Origin of the sequence: Sphingomonas sp. SRS2, from assembly GCF_000971055.1 — a bacterium.
Lineage (GTDB): Bacteria > Pseudomonadota > Alphaproteobacteria > Sphingomonadales > Sphingomonadaceae > Rhizorhabdus.
On sequence record NZ_LARW01000097.1, the window covers coordinates 52,869 to 76,114 of the forward strand.

Annotated in this window: 30 protein-coding genes; 16 read left to right on the plus strand and 14 right to left on the minus strand. The window is 63.8% G+C overall.

The genetic code is table 11. From position 1 onward, the window contains the following. Nucleotides 1–17: 17 nt before the first annotated feature. Both cutA and WP12_RS14195 read right to left on the minus strand, forming a co-directional pair. The gene (cutA, locus tag WP12_RS14190; RefSeq protein WP_046194327.1) at nt 18–233 is read right to left on the minus strand and encodes a divalent cation tolerance protein CutA; all 216 of its coding nucleotides are present in this window, start codon (nt 231–233) and stop codon (nt 18–20) included. Beyond that, entirely contained in the window at nt 217–1,155 is a 939-nt protein-coding gene (locus WP12_RS14195) for a cation diffusion facilitator family transporter (protein WP_046194328.1), read from the minus strand. The genes cutA and WP12_RS14195 overlap by 17 nt, the downstream gene beginning before the upstream one ends. Nucleotides 1,156–1,338: 183 nt before the next feature. Between WP12_RS14195 and WP12_RS14200 the strand changes: the two genes are divergently transcribed. The 3 genes from WP12_RS14200 (at nt 1,339) to WP12_RS14210 (ending at nt 4,508) form a co-directional block, all read left to right on the plus strand. Further along, nucleotides 1,339–2,622, plus strand: coding sequence for a L,D-transpeptidase family protein (locus WP12_RS14200; RefSeq protein ID WP_052730392.1), 1,284 nt, complete (start codon nt 1,339–1,341; stop codon nt 2,620–2,622). A 184-nt stretch (nt 2,623–2,806) separates the two neighbouring features. Beyond that, entirely contained in the window at nt 2,807–3,445 is a 639-nt protein-coding gene (locus tag WP12_RS14205; protein ID WP_046194329.1) for a murein L,D-transpeptidase catalytic domain family protein, read from the plus strand. Nucleotides 3,446–3,596: 151 nt separating this feature from the next. Further along, nucleotides 3,597–4,508: a D-alanyl-D-alanine carboxypeptidase family protein gene (locus tag WP12_RS14210; RefSeq protein ID WP_046194387.1), complete on the plus strand. Its 912-nt coding sequence runs from the start codon at nt 3,597–3,599 to the stop codon at nt 4,506–4,508. Between the two features lie 621 nt (nt 4,509–5,129). Here the strand turns inward: WP12_RS14210 and lpdA are convergent. The 3 genes from lpdA to WP12_RS14230 are packed head-to-tail and all read right to left on the minus strand — an operon-like array spanning nt 5,130 to nt 8,238. Continuing rightward, nucleotides 5,130–6,524, minus strand: coding sequence for a dihydrolipoyl dehydrogenase (lpdA, locus tag WP12_RS14220; protein WP_046194331.1), 1,395 nt, complete (start codon nt 6,522–6,524; stop codon nt 5,130–5,132). Nucleotides 6,525–6,544: 20 nt separating this feature from the next. Next, nucleotides 6,545–6,937, minus strand: a complete 393-nt coding sequence (locus WP12_RS14225; RefSeq protein WP_046194332.1) for an acyl-CoA thioesterase — start codon at nt 6,935–6,937, stop codon at nt 6,545–6,547. Beyond that, nucleotides 6,937–8,238 carry a pyruvate dehydrogenase complex dihydrolipoamide acetyltransferase gene (locus WP12_RS14230; RefSeq protein WP_046194333.1) on the minus strand — a complete coding sequence of 434 codons (1,302 nt, stop codon included), beginning with the start codon at nt 8,236–8,238 and terminating at the stop codon, nt 6,937–6,939. Before WP12_RS14230 ends, WP12_RS14225 begins: the two co-directional genes overlap by 1 nt. Before the next feature lie 146 nt (nt 8,239–8,384). Here WP12_RS14230 and WP12_RS14235 point away from each other — a divergent pair, with 146 nt between their 5' ends. Next, nucleotides 8,385–8,840, plus strand: coding sequence for a universal stress protein (locus WP12_RS14235; protein WP_046194334.1), 456 nt, complete (start codon nt 8,385–8,387; stop codon nt 8,838–8,840). A gap of 13 nt (nt 8,841–8,853) precedes the next feature. On the opposite strand, the gene WP12_RS14240 is transcribed toward WP12_RS14235, so the two are convergent. After that, nucleotides 8,854–9,342, minus strand: a complete 489-nt coding sequence (locus WP12_RS14240) for a GAF domain-containing protein (protein WP_046194335.1) — start codon at nt 9,340–9,342, stop codon at nt 8,854–8,856. A gap of 80 nt (nt 9,343–9,422) precedes the next feature. Between WP12_RS14240 and WP12_RS14245 the strand changes: the two genes are divergently transcribed. Both WP12_RS14245 and arfB read left to right on the plus strand, forming a co-directional pair. After that, complete coding sequence (locus tag WP12_RS14245) at nt 9,423–9,899, plus strand: HXXEE domain-containing protein (protein WP_046194388.1); 477 nt, start codon at nt 9,423–9,425, stop codon at nt 9,897–9,899. A gap of 40 nt (nt 9,900–9,939) precedes the next feature. Next, complete coding sequence (gene arfB, locus WP12_RS14250) at nt 9,940–10,362, plus strand: alternative ribosome rescue aminoacyl-tRNA hydrolase ArfB (protein ID WP_046194336.1); 423 nt, start codon at nt 9,940–9,942, stop codon at nt 10,360–10,362. On the opposite strand, the gene WP12_RS14255 is transcribed toward arfB, so the two are convergent. Further along, nucleotides 10,359–11,033, minus strand: coding sequence for an RluA family pseudouridine synthase (locus tag WP12_RS14255; RefSeq protein ID WP_046194337.1), 675 nt, complete (start codon nt 11,031–11,033; stop codon nt 10,359–10,361). The genes arfB and WP12_RS14255 overlap by 4 nt on opposite strands. A 143-nt stretch (nt 11,034–11,176) precedes the next feature. Between WP12_RS14255 and WP12_RS14260 the strand changes: the two genes are divergently transcribed. The 4 genes from WP12_RS14260 (at nt 11,177) to WP12_RS14275 (ending at nt 14,266) form a co-directional block, all read left to right on the plus strand. Next, entirely contained in the window at nt 11,177–11,812 is a 636-nt protein-coding gene (locus WP12_RS14260; RefSeq protein WP_046194338.1) for a 50S ribosomal protein L25/general stress protein Ctc, read from the plus strand. A gap of 87 nt (nt 11,813–11,899) precedes the next feature. Beyond that, nucleotides 11,900–12,472: an aminoacyl-tRNA hydrolase gene (pth, locus tag WP12_RS14265; protein ID WP_046194339.1), complete on the plus strand. Its 573-nt coding sequence runs from the start codon at nt 11,900–11,902 to the stop codon at nt 12,470–12,472. Nucleotides 12,473–12,707: 235 nt separating this feature from the next. Beyond that, the gene (ychF, locus tag WP12_RS14270) at nt 12,708–13,808 is read left to right on the plus strand and encodes a redox-regulated ATPase YchF (RefSeq protein WP_046194340.1); all 1,101 of its coding nucleotides are present in this window, start codon (nt 12,708–12,710) and stop codon (nt 13,806–13,808) included. An 8-nt stretch (nt 13,809–13,816) separates the two neighbouring features. After that, entirely contained in the window at nt 13,817–14,266 is a 450-nt protein-coding gene (locus WP12_RS14275) for a MaoC family dehydratase (protein ID WP_046194341.1), read from the plus strand. Here the strand turns inward: WP12_RS14275 and WP12_RS14280 are convergent. The 6 genes from WP12_RS14280 to petA form a co-directional block, all read right to left on the minus strand. Next, complete coding sequence (locus WP12_RS14280; RefSeq protein ID WP_046194342.1) at nt 14,263–14,751, minus strand: GFA family protein; 489 nt, start codon at nt 14,749–14,751, stop codon at nt 14,263–14,265. The two genes, WP12_RS14275 and WP12_RS14280, sit on opposite strands and share 4 nt — an antisense overlap. 21 nt (nt 14,752–14,772) lie before the next feature. Further along, nucleotides 14,773–15,225, minus strand: a complete 453-nt coding sequence (locus WP12_RS25880; RefSeq protein WP_235399144.1) for a phosphorylase family protein — start codon at nt 15,223–15,225, stop codon at nt 14,773–14,775. Further along, nucleotides 15,165–15,641: an MTAP family purine nucleoside phosphorylase gene (locus tag WP12_RS25885; protein ID WP_235399145.1), complete on the minus strand. Its 477-nt coding sequence runs from the start codon at nt 15,639–15,641 to the stop codon at nt 15,165–15,167. Before WP12_RS25885 ends, WP12_RS25880 begins: the two co-directional genes overlap by 61 nt. A gap of 169 nt (nt 15,642–15,810) precedes the next feature. After that, nucleotides 15,811–16,656, minus strand: a complete 846-nt coding sequence (locus WP12_RS14290) for a cytochrome c1 (protein ID WP_046194343.1) — start codon at nt 16,654–16,656, stop codon at nt 15,811–15,813. A 16-nt stretch (nt 16,657–16,672) separates the two neighbouring features. Beyond that, nucleotides 16,673–17,959: a cytochrome b gene (locus tag WP12_RS14295; protein WP_046194344.1), complete on the minus strand. Its 1,287-nt coding sequence runs from the start codon at nt 17,957–17,959 to the stop codon at nt 16,673–16,675. Nucleotides 17,960–17,970: 11 nt separating this feature from the next. Next, a complete protein-coding gene (petA, locus tag WP12_RS14300; protein ID WP_046194345.1) occupies nt 17,971–18,537 on the minus strand; it encodes a ubiquinol-cytochrome c reductase iron-sulfur subunit in 567 nt (188 codons plus the stop codon). Nucleotides 18,538–18,730: 193 nt separating this feature from the next. Between petA and WP12_RS14305 the strand changes: the two genes are divergently transcribed. From WP12_RS14305 to WP12_RS14315, 3 genes are read left to right on the plus strand one after another with little or no spacing between them, the layout of a single operon-like run. Continuing rightward, nucleotides 18,731–19,180 carry a tRNA (cytidine(34)-2'-O)-methyltransferase gene (locus WP12_RS14305; protein ID WP_046194389.1) on the plus strand — a complete coding sequence of 150 codons (450 nt, stop codon included), beginning with the start codon at nt 18,731–18,733 and terminating at the stop codon, nt 19,178–19,180. Beyond that, complete coding sequence (gene hemF / locus WP12_RS14310) at nt 19,177–20,037, plus strand: oxygen-dependent coproporphyrinogen oxidase (protein WP_046194390.1); 861 nt, start codon at nt 19,177–19,179, stop codon at nt 20,035–20,037. The genes WP12_RS14305 and hemF overlap by 4 nt, the downstream gene beginning before the upstream one ends. A gap of 7 nt (nt 20,038–20,044) precedes the next feature. Further along, complete coding sequence (locus WP12_RS14315) at nt 20,045–20,629, plus strand: GNAT family N-acetyltransferase (RefSeq protein ID WP_046194346.1); 585 nt, start codon at nt 20,045–20,047, stop codon at nt 20,627–20,629. Here WP12_RS14315 and WP12_RS14320 read toward each other — a convergent pair. Further along, nucleotides 20,626–21,420: a hypothetical protein gene (locus WP12_RS14320; RefSeq protein WP_046194347.1), complete on the minus strand. Its 795-nt coding sequence runs from the start codon at nt 21,418–21,420 to the stop codon at nt 20,626–20,628. The genes WP12_RS14315 and WP12_RS14320 overlap by 4 nt on opposite strands. Before the next feature lie 104 nt (nt 21,421–21,524). On the opposite strand from WP12_RS14320, the gene lipB reads away from it, so the two are divergent. From lipB to WP12_RS14335, 3 genes are all read left to right on the plus strand, one after another. Beyond that, nucleotides 21,525–22,196, plus strand: a complete 672-nt coding sequence (lipB, locus tag WP12_RS14325) for a lipoyl(octanoyl) transferase LipB (RefSeq protein WP_443027874.1) — start codon at nt 21,525–21,527, stop codon at nt 22,194–22,196. 77 nt (nt 22,197–22,273) lie between these two features. Continuing rightward, nucleotides 22,274–22,504 carry a hypothetical protein gene (locus WP12_RS14330; RefSeq protein ID WP_046194348.1) on the plus strand — a complete coding sequence of 77 codons (231 nt, stop codon included), beginning with the start codon at nt 22,274–22,276 and terminating at the stop codon, nt 22,502–22,504. Between the two features lie 49 nt (nt 22,505–22,553). Then, a complete protein-coding gene (locus tag WP12_RS14335; RefSeq protein ID WP_046194349.1) occupies nt 22,554–23,246 on the plus strand; it encodes a hypothetical protein in 693 nt (230 codons plus the stop codon).

Here is a 23,246-nt window from a genome sequence, read left to right on the forward strand (position 1 = left end):
CGATACGCCACTCGCCGCTACCGAGTCTCGGGCTCCGATTTCGGCGTCGACCCAGGCGGAATATTGCCCCCCCATCGCCCGCAGCACCAGCACCTCGGGGAGTCCTGGCTGTGAAGCGCCCGCACCCGCTGCTCGACCGGCAGGGCGAGCAGCGGGTGCGTCTTGATGTGGAGGACATGCTTGGCGCGTTCGACCGCACCCTGCCAGCGATAGATGCTAGTCGCGGCGGTCATGGTCTTCCGGCCAGCCCGCGGATTGAGGCTTGATATAAATGGCCCGGATAGACGGCCAGCGCTCGCGCAACTCCGTCTCGGCTTCGGCGATCATTGCCTCGATCCGCCCGACCGGGACCTGATCGACGAAATCGACCGAGAGCCCGAGGAAGATGTTGCGCGGACCGATATGGATGGTGGTGATCTCGTTGACTCCGCTGACCTCGGGCCGACGATCTATCGCCGCGCGCACCGCAGCCTCCAGCGCCGGATCGGCCGCCTCGCCGATCAGCAGCCCCTTCGATTCCCGCGCCAGCGCCAGCGCAACGCCGGCCAGCGCGACGCCTATGACGATCGACGCGACGCCGTCCCAACGCGGGTCGCCGGTGTGCAGGCTGAGAGTGATGCCCACGCCGGCCACCAGCAGGCCGAACATCGCCGCCGAATCCTCGAACAGGACGATGAAGCTCGGGGGATCCTTCGATCGGTGGATCGCCGTCCACCAGCCAAGTTCGCCGCGCGCATTGCTGAACTCGCGCACCGCAAGCAGCCAGCTTGCCCCTTCCAGTACCAACGCGATCGCCAGCACCACATAGTTGATCAGCGGCGATCGGATCGGATCGGGATTCCTGATGTGGAGGATGCCCTCGTAGATCGACAGACCCGCGCCAGTCGCGAAAATCAGAATCGCGACGACGAAGCTCCAGAAATAGAGCTCCCGGCCATAACCCAGCGGATGGCGATCATCGGGCGGCCGCTCCGACCGTTTCTGGCCATAGAGCAGTAATAATTGATTGAGGCTGTCGACCACCGAGTGGAAGCCCTCGGTCAGCATCGCCGACGAACCGGTGATGGCCGCCGCGACGAATTTGGCGATCGCAATGCCCAGATTTGCGGCGAGCGCCGCGAACAGCACCAGTCGGCTTTCAGGCGGTTCGGTCATGAGACCCCTTTGTCGCTGGATACTCCATCGAAACGCCCCCGTCGCAGAAAATGCACCAAGCCCATTTTTTGGTTTGCGGAAAGCCAAAAAGGTTCCTAAAGGAAATTATCTATATTTGCGCCCTGTCGATGGATCGACGGGACTTTCCAGCCGTTTCAGCATCGTCGACCAGGGAGGGTCACGATGACTGAGTACCGCGCCAACTCCGATCCTATCCCCAGCACCTATAGCAGCGCTTTCGCGCGGCGTACTCGGACGAAGCCCCGGCTACGGCACTGGATCGCCAGCCTTCCCCTGATCGCCGTCGCGGCCTTCACTTTCAATGGCGCCGCGCCCGCCGAGATTTCGACTGATATTTCCGCCGAATCGGCGATTGCCGAGCAACAGGGGCGCTGGTCGATCGGCGAGGCGCGCAAGCTGGTGAACCTGATCGAGGAGTCCGAACAGGAAGGTCTCAATCCCCGGGACTATCGGCTCGCCGAACTGCGCGCAGCGGTCGACGCCGGCGGCAACGGCCCCGCGCTCGACACCCTCGCGACCGCCGCTGCGCTTAGCCTCGCCCATGACTATGCGGATGGCCGGATCGAAGACAAGGAGGCGCTCGACTGGCATATGACGCCCGCCGCCGACGCAAACAGCCTGGCGCAGGGTCTGCAGGATGCGCTGGATCGCGACAAGCTGGGCTCGTGGATACGCGGCCTGTTGCCCGACCACAGGCAATACCGCGCATTGAAGGCCGCCTATGTGGCGACCAGCCCCGCCGATACGACCACTCGGGAGCAGCTGCGCGCCAATCTCGAGCGCTGGCGCTGGATGCCACGCGATCTGGGTGATCGGTACATCTATGTGAATGTGCCGAGCTATCGCCTCGAGTTGATGAACGGCGGGGTCGAGGAAGCCAGCTTCAATGTCGTTGTCGGCGCGCCGAAGACTCCAACCCCGCAACTTGCGCTCCACGCCCAGTCTGTCGTCGCCAACCCCAGTTGGACGCTACCGCCGAGCGTACTCAAGGAGGGCCGCTGGCAGGGCAAGGGCTATAGCGTGACGCGCCGCGCCGATGGCGGCGTGACCGTTCGACAGGCCCCGGGCCCGCGCAACGCGCTTGGGCGGATCAAGATCGACATGCCCAACGCACATGCGATCTATCTGCACGACACGCCGCAGAAGGCCGCGTTCGGCCGGACGGATCGCGCCCTTAGCCATGGCTGCGTTCGTGTTCAGAACATCGAGGAACTCGCGGCGCTGCTCCATGGCGGCGGCGAATTGGACGATGCCCTCGCCGGCCCGGTCAAGACCAGGGTGCTGCAGCTGGAAAAGAGCGTGCCCGTCTATATCGTCTATTTCACGGCCGAGGCCCAGCCCGACGGCACGATCCGCTATCTTGGCGATCCCTATCAACGCGATCAGGCGCTTCTTTCGCAAATCGGCCGCCCTGGCGCCGGCGGGGTGACGATGGCCGCCCGATAACCGGCGCGCCGGAAACCGGCATTATGCAAGGGATGTCGACTAAAGTCGCATGGGCGCGATGAACCGTGCACCGAAAACGCCCGGAGCGCCTGGCAAGAGGAACAAACGTCCACTCCACGAATGAAATAGTAAACCCGCTCTGATAAGAAGAGGCTCTTGTTAGCGTAAGAGCGGGTGAGGCACTTTGCAGAATTTGATCGACACGCCGGTGAGCCGGCGCGGATTGTTAGGTTCGGCCATTTTCGGTGGATTGGCATTGGCGACAAGCGGCACTGCAGTGGCGGCCAAGCTGCTGCCCGCCGCGAAGCTCCGCCCCGAAGTGCGGGCACGGGCGCTCGCGGCGATGAGCCGCCATGTTGGCCAGATCAGGAATCGCGACGTCATCGGCATCTGCGATTTCGACGATCCCTCCTCGGCTCCCCGCTTCCACCTGCTCGATGTCGCTTCTGGCCGGGTCAACAGCCTCCTTGTGGCGCATGGTCGTGGATCGGATCCGGGCCACACTGGCTGGCTGCAGAAATTCTCGAACACGATGGGTTCTGCCGCTTCGTCGAGCGGCGCCTATGTGACCGCCGAGGAATATGTCGGCCAGCATGGCCGCTCGCGCCGGATCGACGGCCTTGACCAGACCAACAGCAACGCCCGCCCGCGCGCGGTCGTAATCCACGGCGCCTGGTATGCCGAGCGGAACATGATCGCCCAGCACGGCAAACTGGGCCGCTCGGAAGGCTGTTTCGCGTTCGGCGAGACCGATCTTGCACAGGTGATGGCACGGCTCGGGCCGGGCCGGCTGCTGTACGCCGACAAGGTCGATCGTGCTTAAAATGAGTCGAAGCGCATGATCGGCCTTGTCAGGACGACTGTTGCGCTTCCTAAAAATGCTTTAGATTCAATCCTATCTGGTCAATAAAAGAGGGGACTGGATAGTGAGTGGATTTGTTTTGAGACGCTGGCTGACCTGCGTGACGATCGCGATGGCAGCTTTGTTTGCGCCCTTGGCGATGGCCGGCGCGGCCAGCCCACTCGGCGGACCACGCTTCGCTACGGTGCTAATGGACGCAGACACCGGCGAGATCCTCTATGCCGAGCAGGCGACCGCGATCCGCCATCCTGCGTCGATCACCAAGGTGATGACCCTCTACATCGTCTTCGATGCGCTCGACGCCGGCCGGCTACGGCTCGACGACCGCGTCGTCATGTCGTCCCGGGCGGTCGCACAACGCCCGTCCAAGCTTGGCCTTGGCATTGGCCAGTCGCTTTCGGTCGAAGAGGCCATTAGCGTCGTCGCGGTAAAGTCCGCCAATGACATCTCGGTGGCGCTTGCCGAAAAGGTCGCAGGCAGCGAGACCAATTTCGCCCGGCTGATGACCGCAAAGGCTCGTCAGCTCGGCATGCGCCAGACGGTCTTCGCCAATGCCAGCGGCCTGCCCGATCCGGCGCATTTCACCTCGGCGCAGGACATCGCGATCCTCTCCGCCGCGATGATCCGCAATCACCCCAATCACTATCGCTGCTTCTCCGAACAGAGCTACAGCTATGGCAAGCTGCGCCTCGCCAATCACAACAAGCTACTCGGCGTGGTGCGCGGGCTCGACGGGATCAAGACCGGCTTCACCAACGACAGCGGCTTCACCCTCACCGCCTCGGCGGTCCGTGATGGCCGCCGGCTGATCGCGGTGGTGCTCGGCTCGCCATCCGGCTGGCAGCGCGACCGCGACATCACCAGCCTGCTCAACACCGGCTTCACGGCGCTCGATATCCGCCGCAACGGCGGCACCGAAGATATGGCGGCGCTGCTGTCCAGCTCAGGCTTCACCCTTAACCGCAGCCTCCGTCCGGTGCCGCAACTCGTCGCGCTGGATGTCGAGGAAGGTGACGGCGAATAGAGCTTCCAAGCCCCTCCGCAGAGAGGGCAAGGGAGGGGTGAATGGGACGGGCGAAAGTCCGTCCCTTTTTTATGGCGATGGATCGCAGCTCATGGGCATAGCCATCGGCATTGCCTTGGGGATCGCGATGCGCGAGCTATTCGCCGCGCGCTGACCCCACCGCTATTGCAGGATCAGGCGACGGCTGAAAATCGGCATATAGGACGGCGCCGGGCGCTGCGCTCGGCGATCGGCTTCCGCGATCCGTATCCCGGATTTGCGCGCGACATCGGCAACGGGCTTTGCCTTCGGGCGCATCTCACAGGCAAGTACGTCCTGGGCATATAAGGCCGACAAGGCCGTCGCGCCCAATATGAGTAACTTTCCCAAACCCAAAGCCGCCTCCCTTGATGACGCCTTTACCGGCGCGAAGGTTAAGCGTGCGACCGCGGATACGCACGGTGTCGTCGGCGAACCGCCGACCAACGTCGACGAACGACATAACGCATTTATGACTGGCATTTCTTCCCGAAGGAAAGGGGGACGGTATATCCCCTACCGCACAGCTCTGGCGAATACAGGGTGAACGTTAAGAACAAATAGAGAGCAAAGGGCCTCAATTCTCTGAGGCGTCTTTCGAACTCACATATGCAGCGTGCGCCCGAACGCCGCGAGCACGCTTTCGTGCATCGCTTCACTGATCGTCGGATGCGGGAATACCGTGCCGATCAACTCGGCCTCGGTCGTCTCAAGCGTCTTGCCGATCGTATAGCCCTGGATCATCTCGGTGACTTCGGCGCCGACCATATGCGCACCGAGCAATTCGCCGGTGGCCTCGTCGAACACCGTCTTCACGAAACCCTCGACCTCACCCATGGCGATCGCCTTGCCATTGCCGATGAAGGGGAATTTGCCCACCTTGACCTTGTAGCCGGCCTCCAGCGCCTTCGCCTCGGTCAGCCCGACCGATGCAACCTGCGGGCGGCAATAGGTGCAGCCCGGAATGTTGCGGACATCCATCGCATGTGGATGCTGGCCCGCGATCGTCTCGGCGGCGATTACCGCCTCGTGCATCGCCTTGTGTGCCAGCCAGGGCGCGCCGGCAACGTCGCCGATCGCATAGATGCCCTCAACATTGGTCCGGCAATTGCCGTCGATCAGGATGTGGCCGCGCTCGGTCTTCACGCCCAGCCCTTCCAGGCCGATATTCTCGGTGTTGGGCACGATGCCGACCGCGACGATGACGTGGCTATATTCCTCGGTCGTGACCTTGCCGTCCTTGTCCTTGATCTCGGCCTTGATCCCCTTGGGCGTCGTCTCGATCTTCTGAACGCCGGTCGACGTTCGGATCGTCATGCCCTGCTTGGTCAGCGCCTTGGTCATGAAGGTGCTGACCTCCTGATCCTCGACGGGAAGGATACGGTCGAGCATCTCGACGATCGTCACCTTGGCGCCCATATCGCCATAGAAGCTCGCAAACTCGACGCCGATCGCGCCCGATCCGATCACCAGAAGCTTCGTCGGCATCTCCGGCGGAACGAGCGCATGGCGATAGGTCCAGATCTTCTTGCCGTCGGCCTTGGCGAAAGGCAGATCGCGCGCGCGCGCGCCGGTCGCGACGATGACGTTCTTGGCGCTCAGCTCGGTCTTCTGGCCGTCCTTGGTGACGGTCAGCTTGCCCTTGCCGGTCAGCACGCCATCGCCGACGTGCACGGCGATCTTGTGCTTCTTCATCAGGCCGGTGACGCCCTGATTGAGCTGCTTGGCCACGTTGCGCGACCGCTGCACCACCTTGCCGAGATCGAAGGCGGGTTTCTCCGCGCTAAGCCCGAAATCGGCGGCGTGGAGCATATGATGGTAGATCTCCGACGAGCGCAGCAGCGCCTTGGTCGGAATACAGCCCCAGTTGAGGCAGATACCCCCCAGCAATTCCCGTTCGACGATCCCGACCTTGAGGCCGAGCTGCGATGCGCGGATTGCGGCGACATAGCCGCCGGGGCCCGAGCCAAGCACGATGAGATCGTAGGTTTCCGCCACTGTCTGCTCCTCAGATATCTTTATTGGGTAACGGTGCGTGGGCGCCCGTCATCGTCAATTGCCACGAAGGTGAGCGTCGCATGCGTCACCCGTTCATTTTCAAGGCCGTTGCGCGATTGCCGCCAGGCGGTAACCTCGATCTGCATCGATGTACGCCCGACCGCCAGCAATGTTGCATAGACCGATACGACATCGCCCACCTTGACCGGGCGATGGAAGGTCATGCCGTCCATCGCGATCGTCGCGACGCGCCCGCGGCTTCGCTGCGACGCCACCGTACCCGCCGCGAGATCCATCATGCTGACCAGCCACCCGCCGAAGATGTCGCCATTGGCATTGGTATCGGCGGGCATCGCGACGACGCGGATCGCCGGCTCGCCGGCGGGCGGCGACGCCTCCGCGTTATCGGCCATCAGGCAAGCATGCCCAGCGGATTTTCGACGAGCCGCTTGAACGCCTGCATCAGCTGGGCGCCGACCGCGCCATCGATCGCGCGATGGTCGAAGCTGCCCGTCGCAGTCATGATCGTCGCCGTCGCAAGCGCGTCATTGACGATATAAGGCCGCTTCTCGCCCGATCCGACCGCCATGATCATCGCCTGGGGCGGATTGATCACCGCAGTGAACTGCTTGATGCCAAACATGCCCATGTTCGAAATCGAGGCGGTGCCGCCCTGATATTCCCCAGGCTGGAGCTTGCCCTCCTTGGCGCGCTGGGCGAGGTCCTTGGCCTCGGTGGCGATCGCCGCGACGCTCTTGCTGTCGGCGCCCTTGATGATCGGGGTGATCAACCCGCCCGGAATCGCCACCGCGACCGATATGTCGGCGCGCTTATACTGCACCAGCGTGTCACCGGCGAAGGAGACGTTGCAGTCGGGCACTTCCATCAGCGCGACCGCGAGCGCCTTGATCAGCAGGTCGTTGACCGACAGCTTCACACCGCGCGTCTCGAGCGAGGCGTTGAGCTGACCACGCAGCTTGAGCAACGCATCGAGCTGGATGTCGACGGTCAGATAAATATGCGGGCTCTGCTGCATCGACTCGGTCAGCCGCCGCGCGATCACCTTGCGCATGTTCGACAGCTTCACGACTTCCTGCGGAATGTCGTCGCCAACACCGGCGACCGGTGCGGATGCGGCCGTCGGCTTCGGAGCGGTCTGGCTTGCAGGCGCGGACGCGGCAGCGGCGGGCTTTGCGGTCCCCGCGGAGGCGTCGAGATCGGCTTTGACGACCCGTCCGCCTGGGCCCGAGCCGCTGACGTTCGCCAGATCGATGCCTTGGGCGCTCGCCAGCCGCTTGGCTAGCGGGCTCGCCTTGACGCGATCGTCCTGAGCGGGCGACTTCGACGCGGGCTCGGCGGCCTTGGCCGCCGAAGCCGCAGGCGCTTCGGCCCCGGGCTTCTCAACGGCTTTGACTTCCGCCTTCGGGGCCGCCTCTGCCTTGGCCGCGGCCTTGGCCGGAGCTGGCGCTTCGTCCTCGCCCTGGATCAGCGCGATGACCGCACCGACCTTGACGCCCTCAGTGCCCTCCGCGACGACCAGCTGAGATATCGTGCCCTCGTCGACGGCTTCGAATTCCATCGTCGCCTTGTCGGTTTCGATTTCGGCGAGCAGGTCGCCCGACTTGACCACGTCACCTTCCTTCACCAGCCACTTGGCGAGGGTTCCCTCCTCCATGGTCGGGGAGAGGGCGGGCATCTTCAACTCTATCGGCATATTCTTGTCCCCTGGACGGGATTGGGGTCGATGCGCCTCCCTCATCCCCGCTCGCCATGACAAGGTCAAGACTGCTATAGGCAGGACAGGCGCAAAAAAGCATGGGCAGCGCACCAGTCTGGTTACTATTGGGGGACGGAGGCGATATGCGTACCTATCTGGTTGTCATCGACGACAACGACGCCGCGCGGGTCGCGCTACACTTCGCCGCGCGCCGCGCACAAAAGACGGGTGGCGCGGTGGAAATTCTCGCTCTCGTCGCGCAACAGGAGTTCGTGCAGTGGGGCGCGGTTCAGGCCGCGATGGAGGAAGAGGCGCGGCTGCGCGCCGAAGCTATGGTCGCCCAGGCCGCCAGCGCATTGATCGAGGAAACCGGCATCATGCCTTCGATCACGGTCAAGCAAGGCGATCCCGTCGCCGCCGTCCGTGAGGTACTCGCCGAGCAGCAGCATGTCGCCGCGCTGGTGCTGGGTGCGCCCGAGAGCGGCCCTGCCAGCAAGCTCATCGCCCATTTCGCGGGCAGCGAAGCCGGCAGCCTGCCCTGCCCCTTGATGATCGTACCGGGCTCGCTCGATGACGAGGCGCTCGACCGATTAAGCTGAATGACAGCCAACGCTAAGCAGCGATTCTCGGCCCAAGCACCGCCATCAACTCCGCACAGCCGGTCACGTCGGCATCGTCGAACCGTCCCCTGATCGGGCTGTCGAGATCGAGCACGCCGATCAGCCTGCCCTCATGGATGATCGGCATCACCAGTTCCGAGGCCGAATAGGCGTCGCAGGCGATATGCCCCGGAAATTCATGCACGTCCGCGATGCATTGCGGCTCACGGGTCGCCGCCGCCATGCCGCACACGCCTTTGCCGAACGGAATGCGGATACAGGCGGTCTTGCCCTGGAACGGCCCCAGGATCAGTTCGTCGCCGACTGCGCGGTAGAAACCCGCCCAGTTAAGATCGGGCAGATATTCCCAGACCAGGGCCGCCGCATTGGCCATGTTGGCGATCGCATCGGGCTCGTCGGCGGTCAGCGCCGCCAGCGCTGCCGACAGGTCGGCATAGAGCACCGCTTTGTCGCCGTGCTTATCGATATCGAATATGTACATGCCGCTGATCTGGCCCCGCCTTGCTTGCGCTTCAACCCACTTGGCGTATCGTCGCCGCAAATATCCGGGGGGAGCTTGCCGTGACGATATCCTTCTATCGCCTGATCTGGGCGCTGCCGATCGCTTTCGCGCTACATATCGTGGAGGAATTGCTCTGCGGATATCCTGCCTGGGCCACCGCGATCACCGGGCATGCGATGGAGTTGCCGACCTTTCTCGGTAGCAACATCGCCTTCGTCATCATCATGGCGCTGCTGACCGGCTGGGCCGCGAAGACGCGCTCGATCGGGGCGATCTTCTGGATGCTCGCCTGGGCGGCGGGCAATCTGTTCTGGAACTTCGTTTACCACTTCGTCTGCGTGCTGGTCTATGATCAGGGATCGCCCGGGCTCGCTACCGCAACGCTGATCTATTTCCCGCTGTCGCTCGCCGTCTGGCAGGCGGCACTTGCCGAACGGATCGTCCGTCCGGCCGCACTGGCGGGCGCGATAGCGATCGGCGGCGCCTTCATGGGCGCGGTTACGGCGTTCGGCATCTACCATCTCGGCGGAGTGTGAGCGCCTAGCCAATCGACCATCGGCCCGGTAGGCTGGGCCGATGCCGCTTCTTCCCGTTACCCGCTCGATCGCGATCGACAGCGATGAGATCGAGGAAAGTTTCACCCGCGCCAGCGGCCCCGGAGGTCAGGGCGTCAACACCACCGATTCCGCCGTGCTGCTGCGGTTCGATGTCCGCAATTCGCCCAATCTCCCCGAGGCGGTGAAGATGCGGCTCGAAGCGATCGCCGGCAGCCGGCTGACCCGCGAAGGCGTGCTTGTCTTACGGAGCGAGGGGGCGCGCTCGCAATTGCTCAACCGTCAGGAGATTCGCGAGCGCCTGTTTGACCTGATCCGGGAAGCGACTTTCGTCCCCAAGAAGCGCAAGCCTACCAGGCCATCAAGAGCGGCCAAGGCCAGACGGATGGAAGGAAAGTCGAAGCGTTCGACAGTCAAAAGTCTACGCGGCAGGGTTGTCGACTAGACAGTCTTTTCCGGCTCGACGAAGCCCAGCGCAGTGAACCGCTCCGGCAGCGGCGCGCGCGCCTCGATAGCCGGCTTTCCCTCGCGCGGTATGACAAGTGTCAGCGCGTGCAACAATGTCACCCCGCCGCCGCTACCGCCCTTTCGGCCATAGATCGGGTCACCAAGGATCGGCACGCCGATCCCGCTCGCGGCGTGGACGCGAATCTGGTGCGTACGGCCGGTCGCCGGCCTGAACTCGACGAGGGCGCGGCCATCCACCACCGCGATCTGCCGCCAGGCCGTCGTCGCGGGCTTGCCCTTGGGGTCGCCAACCATCCGCCAGCCGCTTTCCCGTGTCGACGTCTTCGCAAGGGGAAGGTCGACCAGCCCTTCCTGCTCGGTCGGCACGCCGTCCAGGATGGCAAGATAGGTCTTTTCAACCTTCCCTTCCTCGAATGCCTGGCCAAAACGCTTGTGCGCCTTGGGATGGCGCGCGAGCAGGAGGCAGCCCGAGGTGTCGCGGTCGAGCCGGTGCACCGCGTTCGGCCACCGCTTGAAGCCGAAGCTCAGCGACTGGAGATGGTTTTCAAGGCTGATGCTGCCATCGCGCGGCGGATCGACCGGCAGTCCCGAAGGTTTGTCGATCACAATGGCCTCGCCATCGATGAAAAGGATATGTTCGTCTAGCACCCGCCCCCCTTGCACGCGTAGCACCCGACTGCAAAGAGCTTCCTTGCGTTTCGGGTGCTCCGCCGCTATGCGCCCCCATCCCGTCTGGTCATCCCTGGAGGCAGACGGGTCTTGAAAACTCAAATGCGAACTGGAGACATGTTATGAGCGAAGTGCTCGACCTGTCGGCTGAGACGCGCGATCGGGCAGGCAAGGGAGCCTCCCGAGCCATGCGTCGCGAAGGCCGCGTCCCCGCCGTGATTTACGGCGACAAGCAGGAACCGATTGCGATCCACCTCGAAGAGAAGGTGATCATGAAGATGCTCCACACCGGGCACTTCTTCAACAGCGTCGTCATGCTCGACGTTGGCGGCAAGAAGATCCGCACCCTGCCGAAGGACGTTCAGTTCCATCCCGTCACCGATCGCCCGCTGCACGCAGACTTTCTGCGCATCGGCGAGCACACCAAGGTGACTGTCAATGTTCCCGTCCACTTCAAGGACGAAGAGCTTTCGCCGGGTATCAAGCGCGGCGGTGTTCTGAACATCGTCGTCCATGATCTCGGCCTGGTCGTCGACGCCGCCGAAATCCCCGACGAGATTTCGATCTCGCTCAAGGGTCTCGACGTTGGCGACAACATCCACCTGTCGAACATCACCCTGCCCAAGGGTGCGACTGCTGTCGACCAGAGCGACATCACCCTCGCGACGATCGTCGCCCCGTCGGCGCTGAAGAGCTCCGAGGGCGGTGATGACACCGCTGAGGGCGCCGGTGAAGGCGAAGAGGGCGCCGAGGGCTGATGCCCTTAGCCTTTCGAAAGATCGGGGCCCCGTCGGATATCCGCCGGGGCCCTTCTTTTTGGGGTAACGAACGGATAGAGGTCGCCGATGCAAATCTGGGTGGGTCTCGGCAATCCCGGCGCGCAATATGCGATGCACCGGCACAATGTGGGCTTCATGGCGGTCGATACGATTGCCGAGTTGCATGATTTCGAGCCGTGGAAAAAGCAGTTTCAGGGTTGGGCCGCGCAAGGCCGCATCGGCTCCCAGCGCATCCTGCTGGTCAAGCCAGCGACCTTCATGAACGAAAGCGGCCGTTCGGTCGGCGAGGCGATGCGCTTCTTCAAGGCTGAAACCGGCGACGTCACCGTCTTCCACGACGAACTCGATCTCGCCCCGTTCAAGGTCAAGGTGAAGACCGGCGGCGGCACCGCCGGCCACAATGGCCTGCGCTCGACCGAGGCGCATATCGGCAATGAGTATCGGCGGGTCCGCATCGGCATAGGCCACCCCGGACACAAGGACCGCGTCACCGGCCATGTCCTCGGCAATTATGTGAAGGCGGAACTCGATCCGCTCGCCGACATGCTGGGCGCGATCGGACGTGACGCCAACTGGCTGGCGGACGGCAACGACGCCCGCTTCATGAGCGAGATCGCGCTGCGACTGGCCGGCGATTAATTGGGCGGCGACGGCCTCGGCTTGACCATCGTCCGCGCGATCGCCGGATGCCATCGCGGCGAAGTCCGGCTCGCCAATCGTGACAGGGGCGCTCAGATAACGCCGATCCTCCGCCCGCCCCGTCTGCTGTCGAGCTGATTGCGCCGGATTCGGGCGCGCCGCATCGCAAGGCTATGCTGGCCTTTATCGTCGGCAGCGGCTATCGGGCGCGCATCCGGAAAAGGCTTGAGACAATATGGGTTTTCGCTGTGGTATCGTCGGGCTGCCGAATGTCGGCAAGTCCACCCTCTTCAACGCGCTGACCGAGACCGCGGCGGCGCAGGCCGCCAACTATCCCTTCTGCACGATCGAGCCCAATATCGGGCAGGTCGCGGTTCCCGATCCGCGTCTTTATGAGATCGCCAAGATCGGCGGTTCGGCCAAGATCATCGAGACCCAGCTCGCCTTCGTCGACATCGCCGGGCTGGTCCGCGGCGCATCGAAGGGCGAAGGGCTGGGCAATCAGTTCCTCGGCAACATCCGCGAGGTCGATGCGATCGTCCACGTGCTGCGTTGTTTCGAGGACGGCGATGTCACCCATGTCGAGAACAAGATCGATCCGATCGCCGACGCCGAGACGGTCGAGACCGAGCTGATGCTGTCCGATCTCGAAAGCCTGGAGAAGCGCGTTCCCGCCTTCGCCAAGAAGGCGACGCAGGGCGACAAGGAAGCCAAGGTCGCCGCCTCTGTGCTCGGCCAGGCGCTCGAGCTGCTGCGTGAAGGAAAGCCCGCGCGGCTGACCCAGCCGAAGGACGACGATGAGGCGCGCGTCTTTCAGCAGGCGCAGCTGCTCACCGCCAAGCCGGTGCTCTATGTCTGCAATGTCGACGAAGGCGCGGCGGCCGAGGGCAACGCCCTGTCCGCTAAGGTATTCGAAAAGGCGAAGGCCGAAGGCGCCAAGGCCGTGATCGTCTCGGCGGCGATCGAGGCCGAGATCGTCACCCTCGACCCCGCCGATCGCGCCGAGTTCCTCTCCGATCTCGGCCTCAGCGAGACCGGCCTCGCGCGCGTCATCCGCGCCGGCTACGAACTGCTTGATCTGATCACCTTCTTTACGGTCGGCCCCAAGGAGGCCCGCGCCTGGACGGTCGAGAAGGGCGCGAAAGCCCCCAATGCCGCCGGCGCGATCCACACCGATTTCGAGCGTGGCTTCATCCGGGCGGAGACGATGGCCTATCAGGACTATGTCACGCTGGGCGGCGAAGCCGCCGCGCGCGATGCCGGGAAATATCGTTCGGAAGGCAAGGAATATCTCGTCCAGGACGGCGACATCATGCTGTTCCGGTTCAACGTCTGAGGTCCGCGATGCGCTATTTCGAGGATTATGAGGAAGGTCGCGTCGAACGATTCGGCGCCTATGAAGTGAAGCGCGACGAGGTGATCGACTTCGCCTCGAAATATGATCCGCAGCGCTTCCATCTCGACGATGCCGCCGCCGCCGCCAATCCCATCTTTGGCCGGCTCGCGGCCAGCGGCTGGCACACATGCGGCATGGTCATGCGGATGCTGACCGACCACTGGACCGAAGACGGCCATTTTTCGGAAGGCGGCACCGGCGTCGACGAACTGCGCTGGACCAGGCCCGTCTATCCCGGCGACGTGCTTAGCGTTGAGGCTGAAGTCCTGTCGAAGAGCACGCCGAAATCCAAACCCGCGATCGGTTTCGTCAATTTCCGCCTCGCCGTCCTCAATCAGGATGATGAGGTGGTGCTGACCATGAAGGTAACTAACATCCAGCGCCGACGGCCCAGCTAGCCCGGACGGCATACCCCGCGCGCGGCATATTGCTCGATCAGCGCGGGAAAATCCTCCGGCGGTGGCAGCGTCTCGAAACTGTGTACGGCGCCGGTCGTCGACCAGGGCAGCTTTTCCAACGTCCAGAATTCCGCAAATGGAATGAACCAGTCATGCCGATCGAGCATCGCGGGCCTGAGATTGACGAAATCACCCATCCCCTCGGCCCGCGTGAACATCCAGCTCATGCACCAGCCACAAAAATGGTGGTGTTGGTCACCGTGCAGCCCGCCGATCACCGGTTCGCCCTCGATCACCGCAAGATCGCCGACGGGGATGGCGACACTCATCGAAAAGGCGCTCGCCGACATTGTCTGGCATCCGGTGCAGTGACAGGCAGAGGCGAGCAGCGGCGGCGCAGTCACGCGAATGCGGACCTTCCCGCACCGGCAACCGCCTTCCCAGGGGAGCTTCCAGTCCGTTCTTCGCAAAGAACTTCCATCCATACAGAACGAACGGACGGTCGCTTATGTCCCTGCGGCGAATAATCGTGGCGCGATGGTCGCCAGCTGCCGCTTCTTGCCGGCAGGCCACGCGGCACGCGCGGTAATCACCGCGCCGTCAAGGGCATGGTCGCACCCCTGCGGACAGGCCGTACCGCCGCCGGTACGTTTGGCGACCGCCGCGACAAGCGCCTGCGCGCGGGCGACGTTGGCGTCCATCGTCGCGATGACCATGCCGACATCGACATCCTTGTCCGACCAAGCGTCGTGGTCGGTCACCATCGCGACGCTGGCGTAGCAAAGCTCCGCTTCGCGGGCGAGCCGCGCCTCTGGCAGCCCGGTCATGCCGACCACGTCGCATCCCCAGCTCTTGTGCAGCAGCGATTCGGCGCGAGTCGAGAATTGCGGCCCCTCGATCACCAGCATCGTGCCGCCGATCCGATGCTGGCCGCCATCCGCCACCAGCGCATTCGCCACGACATTGCCAAGCCGGGCGCAGGTGGGTCGCCCAATCCCACATGCGCGACGATGCCGTCGCCGAAGAAGCTGCGCCCACCTCGCACGGTGCGGTCGATATATTGGTCGACCAGCACGAAGGCGCCCGACGGCACATCGGCGTCGAAGCCTCCGACTGCGGACACAGCCAGTATCTCGGTGCAGCCCGCCGCCTTGAGCGCGGCGACATTGGCGCGGTAGTTGACCTCGCCGGGCGCGATCCTGTGCCCCCGTCCATGGCGCGGCAGGAAGGCGACATCGCGGCCCGCGATGCTGCCGATCAGCAGCGCATCGGACGGCTTGCCCCAGGCGGTATCGACGTCGATCCACTCTCCATCAGCGAGCGCCGGCATCCGGTAGAGGCCGCTGCCGCCGATCAGGCCGAGGCGGTTGGTCATGGCATCTCCCCTCCCGTCGTCCCGGCGGAGGCCGGGGCCACTATCGGTTCTGGCGCAAGCATCGCCTCAACCATCTGCCGGCCCCGGCCTCCGTGGAGGGGCGACACTAACAAGAAAAAGGCCGCCCGGTCATCCCGGACGGCCCCTTTTCTCATCAAACCGACAAAGCTCAGTGCTTAATGCCCGCCCAGATGTTGCGGTAGGACAGATAGGCCAGCGTGGTCGCCATCAGCAGGAAGATGATGACAGCGAGGCCGATCTCGTGCCGCTTCTGCAGCTTGGGCTCGGCGGTCCAGATCAGGAAGGCGGCAACGTCCTTCGACATCTGGTCCACGGTTGGCTTGGTACCGTCGGCATAGCTGACCTGCCCCTCCGCCACGATCGGCGGCGGCATCGCGATGTTGAGGTTCGCGAAATAGGGGTTGTAGTGGAGGCCGGCGCCGGTCTTCGAGTCCGGGAACTTCTTGAGAAGTTCGGCGGGCTGGTTGGCCTGATAACCGGTCAGCAGCGAGTAGACATAGGCACCACCATCGTGACGCGCCTTGGTCATCAGCGACAGGTCGGGCGGGAACGCGTTGTTGTTGGCGGCGCGGCCGGCAACCTCGTTCGCATAGGGCGCCGGGAACTTGTCGGCCGGCGTCGCCTTGCGGGTCGCGGGCTCGCCGGTCTCCGGGTTGATCGAGGGAACCTCGGTCGCCCAGGTCTTGGCGATCGCCTTCACTTCGGGATCGGTGAAGCCGAGATCCTTCAGATCGCGGAACGCGACGTGGTGGAGCGAGTGACAGGCGGCGCAGACTTCCTTGTACACTTGGAAGCCGCGCTGCAGCTGCTGCAGGTCGAACTTGCCGAACGGCCCATCGGTGCTGAAGGAAACCTCCTTCGGGTGCAGATGGAATTCATGCTCGGCGGTCGGCTGCGGCGGCTCTGCGACATAGGCGATAGCGCCCATGACCAGCGAGTAGAGCAGGATCCCGGCGAAGCCGAGGCCGACGAGGAATGCGATTGGACGAACCATGGTCTTATCTTTCCCCTTAGCCCTGCGTGCTCGTGGAGAGCGTAGCGCCGCTCTTGCCCTCAAGCACCGCCTCGGTGATCGAATTAGGCAGCGGGAGCGGGCGCTCCATGCGCGAAACGATCGGCAGGATGATCAGGAAATGCGCGAAGTAATAGGCCGCGGCCAGCTGTGAGATCATCACATAGGGCTCTTCGGCCGGCGCACCGCCGCACCATCCCAATATGAGCACGTCGATAACGAGCAGCCAGAAGAACTTCTTGAACGCCGGGCGGTAATTGCCCGAACGCACCGGCGACTTGTCCAGCCACGGCAGGAAGAAGAGCATCAGGATCGCGGCGAACATCGCCACCACGCCGAGCAGCTTGGCCGGAATGCCGAAGATGTCGAAGGTGAAGGCGCGCAGGATCGCGTAGAACGGCCAGTAATACCATTCCGGCACGATGTGCGCGGGCGTCGAGAGCGGGTTGGCCGGGATATAGTTATCCGGGTGGCCGAGCGCGTTCGGCGCGTAGAACAGCACCAGGCAGTAGAGGATCAGGAACACGCCCAGTCCGAAACCATCCTTGGCGGTGTAATAGGGGTGGAAGGGAACGGTGTCCTGCGGACCCTTCACCTCGATGCCCGTCGGGTTGCTCGAACCCGGGATGTGCAGCGCCCAGATGTGCAGGATGATGACACCCGCGATCACGAACGGCAGCAGATAATGCAGCGAGAAGAAGCGGTTCAGCGCGGCGTTGTCCGGCGCGAAACCGCCGAGCAACCAGGTCTGGATCGGCTCGCCGACTACGGGGAGCGCACCGAACAGGCCGGTGATCACCTTGGCGCCCCAGAAGCTCATCTGCCCCCAGGGAAGCACATAGCCCATGAAGCCCGTTGCCATCATCAGCAGGTAGATGACGAGGCCCAGCAGCCAGACCATCTCGCGCGGGGCCTTGTACGATCCGTAATAAAGCCCGCGGAAGATGTGGAGATAGACCACGATGAAGAAGAAGCTCGCGCCCGTCGCATGCGCGTAGCGGATCATCCAGCCCGAGTTCACGTCGCGCATGATATGCTCGACCGAGTCGAAGGCCACCGCGCCATTGGCGGCGTAGTGCATCGCCAGGATGATGCCGGTGATGATCTGAATGCCCAGCGCCGCGCCCGAAAGCACGCCGAAGTTCCAGAAATAGTTCAGGTTGCGGGGGACCGGATAGCCGGCGCCGACCGCATTGTAGACAAGCCGCGGCAGCGGGAGCCGCTGGTCGACCCACTGCATCAGCGGGTTCTTAGGCTCGTAATGTTTTGCCCAGGGGAAGCTCATGTTGGTCTACCTCAGCCCACTGCGACGATGGTGTCGGATTTGAAGGCATATTTCGGCACTTCGAGATTTTTCGGCGCCGGGCCTTTGCGAATGCGCGCCGCGGTGTCGTAGTGCGACCCGTGGCAGGGGCAGAAATAGCCGCCGAACTCACCCTTGATCTCACCCGAGCCCGCACCCAGCGGCACGCAGCCGAGATGGGTGCAAACGCCCATGGTGATCAGCCACTGCTTCTTGCCGCCGACCGTGCGCTCTTCGAGCGTCTGCGGATCGCGGAGCGAAGCAACGTCGGTCTTGTCCGCCGCGCTGATCTCCGCACCCGTCAGGTGACGGATGAAGAGCGGCTGCTTGCGGAAGATCGTCTTGATCGCCTGACCTTCCTTGATCGCCGAGAGATCGACCTCGATCGACGCCAGCGCAAGCACGTCGGCCGAAGGGTTCATCTGGTTGATCAGGGGGAGCAGGACCGTCGCGGCGCCAACGCCCGCAAAGCTCACTGCCGCGATATTGATGAAGTCACGACGACGGACGCCGCCTTCGGCCACTTCACCGGCCGTATCTGTATGTTCGAGCGTCGCCATTCCGGAACCCTTGCGCTGCCACGATGCTGGCGCCTGCAACGAGGGGCGAGCTTACCGCCATTGCCCCCTGCGCATGCGCGACCGCCCGCAAAATCCCCGGCGGCTGCGCGCTGATAGCGCCGGTTCATCGGCTTTGCCAATCCCATTTCACGAATATTGCGGCATTGCGATGCGTTCGCATATCAGCAGAGCCATGCGGATAGCCCTTCACCAGCCCGATATCGCCGGAAATGTCGGCACGATCCTGCGCCTTGCGGCGTGCCTCGGCGTCGCCGTCGACATCATAGAACCCTGCGGATTCGCCTTTTCGGATCGGGCGCTGAAGCGATCGGGCATGGATTATGTCGCCGATGCGGAGGTAATCCGCCACGCCGACTGGGAAAGCTTCGATGCGGCGCGGCATGGCCGGCTGGTGCTGCTGTCGACGCGCGCCGATGTGACGCTGGCCGAGGCGCGCTTCGAGCCCGGCGACATAGTGCTGCTGGGATCAGAGGGTGCGGGCGTGCCGCCACATGTCCATGATCGGGCCGATTTGCGGGTGCGGATTCCGATGCGACCCGGCTTCCGGTCCTTGAATGTCGCGGTGTCGGCTGGCATCGCGCTCGCCGAAGCGTTGCGGCAGACCGAAGGATGGCCCGAATGACGATGACCCTCGATTCCCAGCAGGCCGCCGCGCGAAGCTGGTTCGAATCACTGCGCGACCGGATCTGCGCCGCGTTCGAGGCGATCGAGCGCGAGGCCGGCAGCGACGCCAGCTTCGCCTACACGCCCTGGAATCGCGACAATGATCCTGAGGGGAAAGGTGGCGGCGGCGTCCAGGGGCTGATGAAGGGGCGCGTCTTCGAGAAGGTCGGCGTCAACGTGTCGACCGTCGGCGGCGCCTTCGCGCCAGAGTTCGCAAAGACCATCCATGGTGCGGGCGAGGAGAATCCGAGCTTCTTTGCCACCGGCATCAGTCTGGTCGCTCATATGGCCAATCCGCATGCCCCCGCCGTCCACATGAACATGCGCTTCCTGAACACTACCAAGCGCTGGTTCGGCGGAGGGGCCGCCCCCACCCCGCCGATCCCCTATGCGGAAGACACCGACGCCTTCCATGCGCGGCTGAAGGCGGCGTGCGACGTGCACGGTGCGGACTATTATGAGCGATTCAAGAAATGGGCCGACGATTATTTCTGGATTCCCCATCGCCAGGTCCATCGCGGCGTCGGCGGCATTTTCTATGACCATCTCGACGTCGAGGACGATGCCGGCTTCGACGCCAATTTCGCTTTCACCCGCGATGTGGGCGAGGCCTTTCTCGACATCTTCCCCCGGATCGTTCGCGCGCGCATGGCGACCGAAGCGAGCGATGAGGACCGGCAACGGATGCTCACCTTCCGCGGCCGCTATGCCGAGTTCAACCTCGTCTATGACCGGGGCACCCTGTTCGGACTCAAGACCGGCGGTAATATCGATGCGATTCTGATGAGCCTGCCGCCGGTGGCGGTGTGGGAGTGAGGCTCGCGTGCCGCTGACGCACGTTCCCCCGCATATGATCGCGACGATCGTGACGTCGCTGGAGATGCGCGAACGCCCCAAACCCCGGATGATTCCCGCCGCCCGCTTCCGGCTGACGCGCTGGAAGGAACCATCGCCGGATAAATATCGCGCACTGTTCCGCCGGGTCGGCGAACCTTGGATGTGGTTTTCCCGGCTGGTCATGCCCGAGGCCGATCTCCTCGCGATCATCCATGATCCGGCAGTCGAAATCTATGCGGTGGAGGATATGCGCGGCATCGAGATCGGCATGCTCGAACTGGATTTCCGCAAGGCCGGCGAAGCCGAAATCGGCTTTTTCGGCTTCGTCACCGAACTCACCGGCAAGGGCAATGGCGGCTGGCTGATGGCGCAGGCGCTATCGATCGGATGGCGCAAGAATGTCGAACGGATGTGGGTCCATACCTGCACGCTCGATCATCCCGGCGCATTGAGCTTCTACCGCCGCCACGGCTTCGTACCGTTCGAGCGGGCCATAGAGACCTTTGCTGATCCGCGGTTGGCGGGAATCGTGCCGCGCGGCGCAGCGCCACATATTCCGGTGCTGGACTAGACGGTAGCGATCCGGCGGTAAATGAGCGCGATATAGACCGTCATGCCAAGCGAGAGAACCGACTGAAGACCGGCGCTTACCAGCGACTGGACTACGAACAGCAGTTCCGCATCGCCGACCGCCAGCGCGACCAGTCGGAAGATCGACCCGAATACCAGCATGTCGACCATCGTGACCACGAAGCCGAGGAACAGGAACAGCAGCCAGACCCCGATGAAGCGGAGGACATTGTCGCGGCTCAGGCCCCAGATACGGCGCAGCGCATCGAGCGGGCCGGCCTCCTCCACCGCCAGCACCGGCGCGAACAGCAGCAGCCGGACGACAATTACAAGCATCGGTATAATGATCAGCATCGACAGCAGATTGGCGACGCCCGGGCTCTGCGGGCTCGACTGGAAGAGCATGACGCCTAGCGTGGCGGCGGTTACGATCGCTATCGCGATGCAGATCCATGCGACCATGACCAGTCCGCCGGCCGCGACCGCCCGGAAAAAGGCCCTGATCGACCGCGATAGCGCCTCGCCAACGCTGATCCCGGGAACGAGAACGAGGAGCGAAACCACGAGATAGCCGAACAGCGCCAGCAAAAGGGCCGGAAAGGCGAGGAATATCTGCGCGCTGACAGCCTTGCCCGCCATGGCGGCCGGATTGGCGGCCCCGACCATGGCAAAACGCAGCAGGAGTTGCGCCGGACCGAAGATGGCGAGCGCCACAGGCGTGAGCAGACCGCTTTCCCGGCGCAGGAAGGCGATCGTCTCTTCCCAGACGGTGCCCAGCGAAAAAGCCGTCATGCGCGCATTGCTCCAACCATATTCGCCCCGCCTATCCTGTCGGCATGGTCGAGCGCAATCGCATCGCACTTGATCGGCGGAGAAAATCGTCAATATGCGAAGCGATGACGATCGTTGACATGATGGTCGATGGGAGCGATGTCGAGTGGCGGGTGTCGCCCGGCCTGTCCCCCTACGCCGAAACGCTGGCTGCCATGGAGGCGCGCGCGGCGGCGATCCGCGTTGGCGAGGCACGCGAGTTGATCTGGTTGCTGGAGCATCCGCCGCTCTACACCGCGGGGACCAGCGCCGCCGGGGACGAATTGCTGGCGCCTGATCGCTTCCCGGTGTTCCGCGCCGGCCGTGGCGGGCGCTATACCTATCACGGCCCCGGCCAGCGGGTGGGCTATGTCCTGCTCGATCTCGACAAGCGCGGCCGCGACGTGCGCTGCTTCGTGGCCGGAATCGAGAAGTGGTTGATCGCGACGCTCGCCGATTTCGGCATCGCCGGGCGCAGCGAGCCGGGCCGGGTCGGCATCTGGACCGGCCAGGGCCCCACCGAGGCCAAGATCGGTGCGATCGGCGTGCGCGTGCGGCGCTGGGTCAGCTTCCACGGCTTTTCGCTCAACGTCGATCCCGATTTGTCGCACTTCTCCGGCATCGTACCCTGCGGCCTGGGCGACTTCGCCGTGACGAGCATGGCGCAGCTGGGCGCGCCGGCGGAGATGGAGGCGGTGGACCATGCGCTGGCCCGCCATTTTCCAGCTATGCTCGATCGACTGCGCTGCGCCGCCTGAATGTCGCACATCCGCTTGAGTGCCCGAGTCGTTCACTATATCGTCCTCCCAAAGCGCAAGATTTCAGGGAGTGAACAATGTTTCGATCGACCAGCATCCTCATCGCCAGCAGCCTCATCGTAGCGGCTACCGGTCTCTCGGCTTGCGGCAAGTCGGGCGGCGAGGCCGATACCAATGTCGTCGAAATGAACGCCAGCGACGGCTCGATGAACGATATGACCGTGGTGGAAAGCGCCACGCTCGATCAGGCGGGCACTGCGGCAGCCGACAATGGCGCCGAAGCGGGGAATGCCAGCAACGCCATGTAAGGCGACGAACTTCCGGGGGCGGGGGTAATACGGCTTCAGGAGAGTAAGAATGGCGTTTCGATGGCTGGCTATAGCGGCGGCAGGCTTGGTGGCGATGGCCCAGGCCGGCCCGGCTTCCGCATATCTTTTCTGGTTCCAGCCCAGTTTCAGCGGCGGACCAGTCGTGGGCGACGAGCCCGGGCTGGGACTGGCGATGCCCAAGGCCACGCCGGCGGAGCTGAAGGCGCATATGTTGTGGAACATGCGCGCGGGCCTCAATGTGGCTGCGCTGCAATGCCAGTTTTCGCCGATCCTGCTGACCGTTCCCAACTATAACGATCTGCTGGCGAAGAACGCGGTCGAACTCAACAGCGCGTACAAGCTGCTGGAGGCCTATTTCAAACGTACCGGCGGCAAGACCTGGCAGAAGGCTTTCGACCAGTACACCACCAAGACCTATAACGGTTTTTCGACGATGCACGCCCAGCTCGGCTTCTGCGAGACCGCGAGCGCCATCGGCCGCGATGCCCGCAGGCTCAACAAGGGCAAGCTGACCGAACTGGCCCTCAATCGCATGCGCGAGTTCCGCAACAGCCTGATCCCGGTCGGCGACATGATCCATGCGCGGCGGCACATCTACATCCCCGCCGAGCAGGTGCCGCCGATGAACAAGCAATGCTGGGACAAGAAGGAACGGCTGAAATCGCAATGCGCGGTCGGCCGCTGGGGCATGGCCGCGTCGGGCGGTGGGACTGCCGGCTGA

Bases quoted from the DNA above. Each gene is read 5' to 3' on its own strand.
- WP12_RS14235 (WP_046194334.1), top strand. From the start codon at position 8,385: ATGCGTACCTATCTGGTTGTCATCGACGACAACGACGCCGCGCGGGTC.
- WP12_RS14280 (WP_046194342.1), bottom strand. From the start codon at position 14,751: ATGGATGGAAGTTCTTTGCGAAGAACGGACTGGAAGCTCCCCTGGGAA.
- pth (WP_046194339.1), top strand. From the start codon at position 11,900: ATGCAAATCTGGGTGGGTCTCGGCAATCCCGGCGCGCAATATGCGATG.
- hemF (WP_046194390.1), top strand. From the start codon at position 19,177: ATGACGATGACCCTCGATTCCCAGCAGGCCGCCGCGCGAAGCTGGTTC.
- WP12_RS25885 (WP_235399145.1), bottom strand. From the start codon at position 15,641: ATGACCAACCGCCTCGGCCTGATCGGCGGCAGCGGCCTCTACCGGATG.
- WP12_RS14330 (WP_046194348.1), top strand. From the start codon at position 22,274: ATGTTTCGATCGACCAGCATCCTCATCGCCAGCAGCCTCATCGTAGCG.
- WP12_RS14240 (WP_046194335.1), bottom strand. From the start codon at position 9,342: ATGTACATATTCGATATCGATAAGCACGGCGACAAAGCGGTGCTCTAT.
- WP12_RS14335 (WP_046194349.1), top strand. From the start codon at position 22,554: ATGGCGTTTCGATGGCTGGCTATAGCGGCGGCAGGCTTGGTGGCGATG.
- WP12_RS14230 (WP_046194333.1), bottom strand. From the start codon at position 8,238: ATGCCGATAGAGTTGAAGATGCCCGCCCTCTCCCCGACCATGGAGGAG.
- WP12_RS14305 (WP_046194389.1), top strand. From the start codon at position 18,731: ATGCGGATAGCCCTTCACCAGCCCGATATCGCCGGAAATGTCGGCACG.
- WP12_RS14210 (WP_046194387.1), top strand. From the start codon at position 3,597: ATGGCAGCTTTGTTTGCGCCCTTGGCGATGGCCGGCGCGGCCAGCCCA.
- ychF (WP_046194340.1), top strand. From the start codon at position 12,708: ATGGGTTTTCGCTGTGGTATCGTCGGGCTGCCGAATGTCGGCAAGTCC.
- lipB (WP_443027874.1), top strand. From the start codon at position 21,525: ATGACGATCGTTGACATGATGGTCGATGGGAGCGATGTCGAGTGGCGG.
- arfB (WP_046194336.1), top strand. From the start codon at position 9,940: ATGCCGCTTCTTCCCGTTACCCGCTCGATCGCGATCGACAGCGATGAG.
- WP12_RS14290 (WP_046194343.1), bottom strand. From the start codon at position 16,656: ATGGTTCGTCCAATCGCATTCCTCGTCGGCCTCGGCTTCGCCGGGATC.
- cutA (WP_046194327.1), bottom strand. From the start codon at position 233: ATGACCGCCGCGACTAGCATCTATCGCTGGCAGGGTGCGGTCGAACGC.
- petA (WP_046194345.1), bottom strand. From the start codon at position 18,537: ATGGCGACGCTCGAACATACAGATACGGCCGGTGAAGTGGCCGAAGGC.
- WP12_RS14275 (WP_046194341.1), top strand. From the start codon at position 13,817: ATGCGCTATTTCGAGGATTATGAGGAAGGTCGCGTCGAACGATTCGGC.
- WP12_RS14320 (WP_046194347.1), bottom strand. From the start codon at position 21,420: ATGACGGCTTTTTCGCTGGGCACCGTCTGGGAAGAGACGATCGCCTTC.
- WP12_RS14295 (WP_046194344.1), bottom strand. From the start codon at position 17,959: ATGAGCTTCCCCTGGGCAAAACATTACGAGCCTAAGAACCCGCTGATG.
- WP12_RS14260 (WP_046194338.1), top strand. From the start codon at position 11,177: ATGAGCGAAGTGCTCGACCTGTCGGCTGAGACGCGCGATCGGGCAGGC.
- WP12_RS14195 (WP_046194328.1), bottom strand. From the start codon at position 1,155: ATGACCGAACCGCCTGAAAGCCGACTGGTGCTGTTCGCGGCGCTCGCC.
- WP12_RS14225 (WP_046194332.1), bottom strand. From the start codon at position 6,937: ATGGCCGATAACGCGGAGGCGTCGCCGCCCGCCGGCGAGCCGGCGATC.
- WP12_RS14200 (WP_052730392.1), top strand. From the start codon at position 1,339: ATGACTGAGTACCGCGCCAACTCCGATCCTATCCCCAGCACCTATAGC.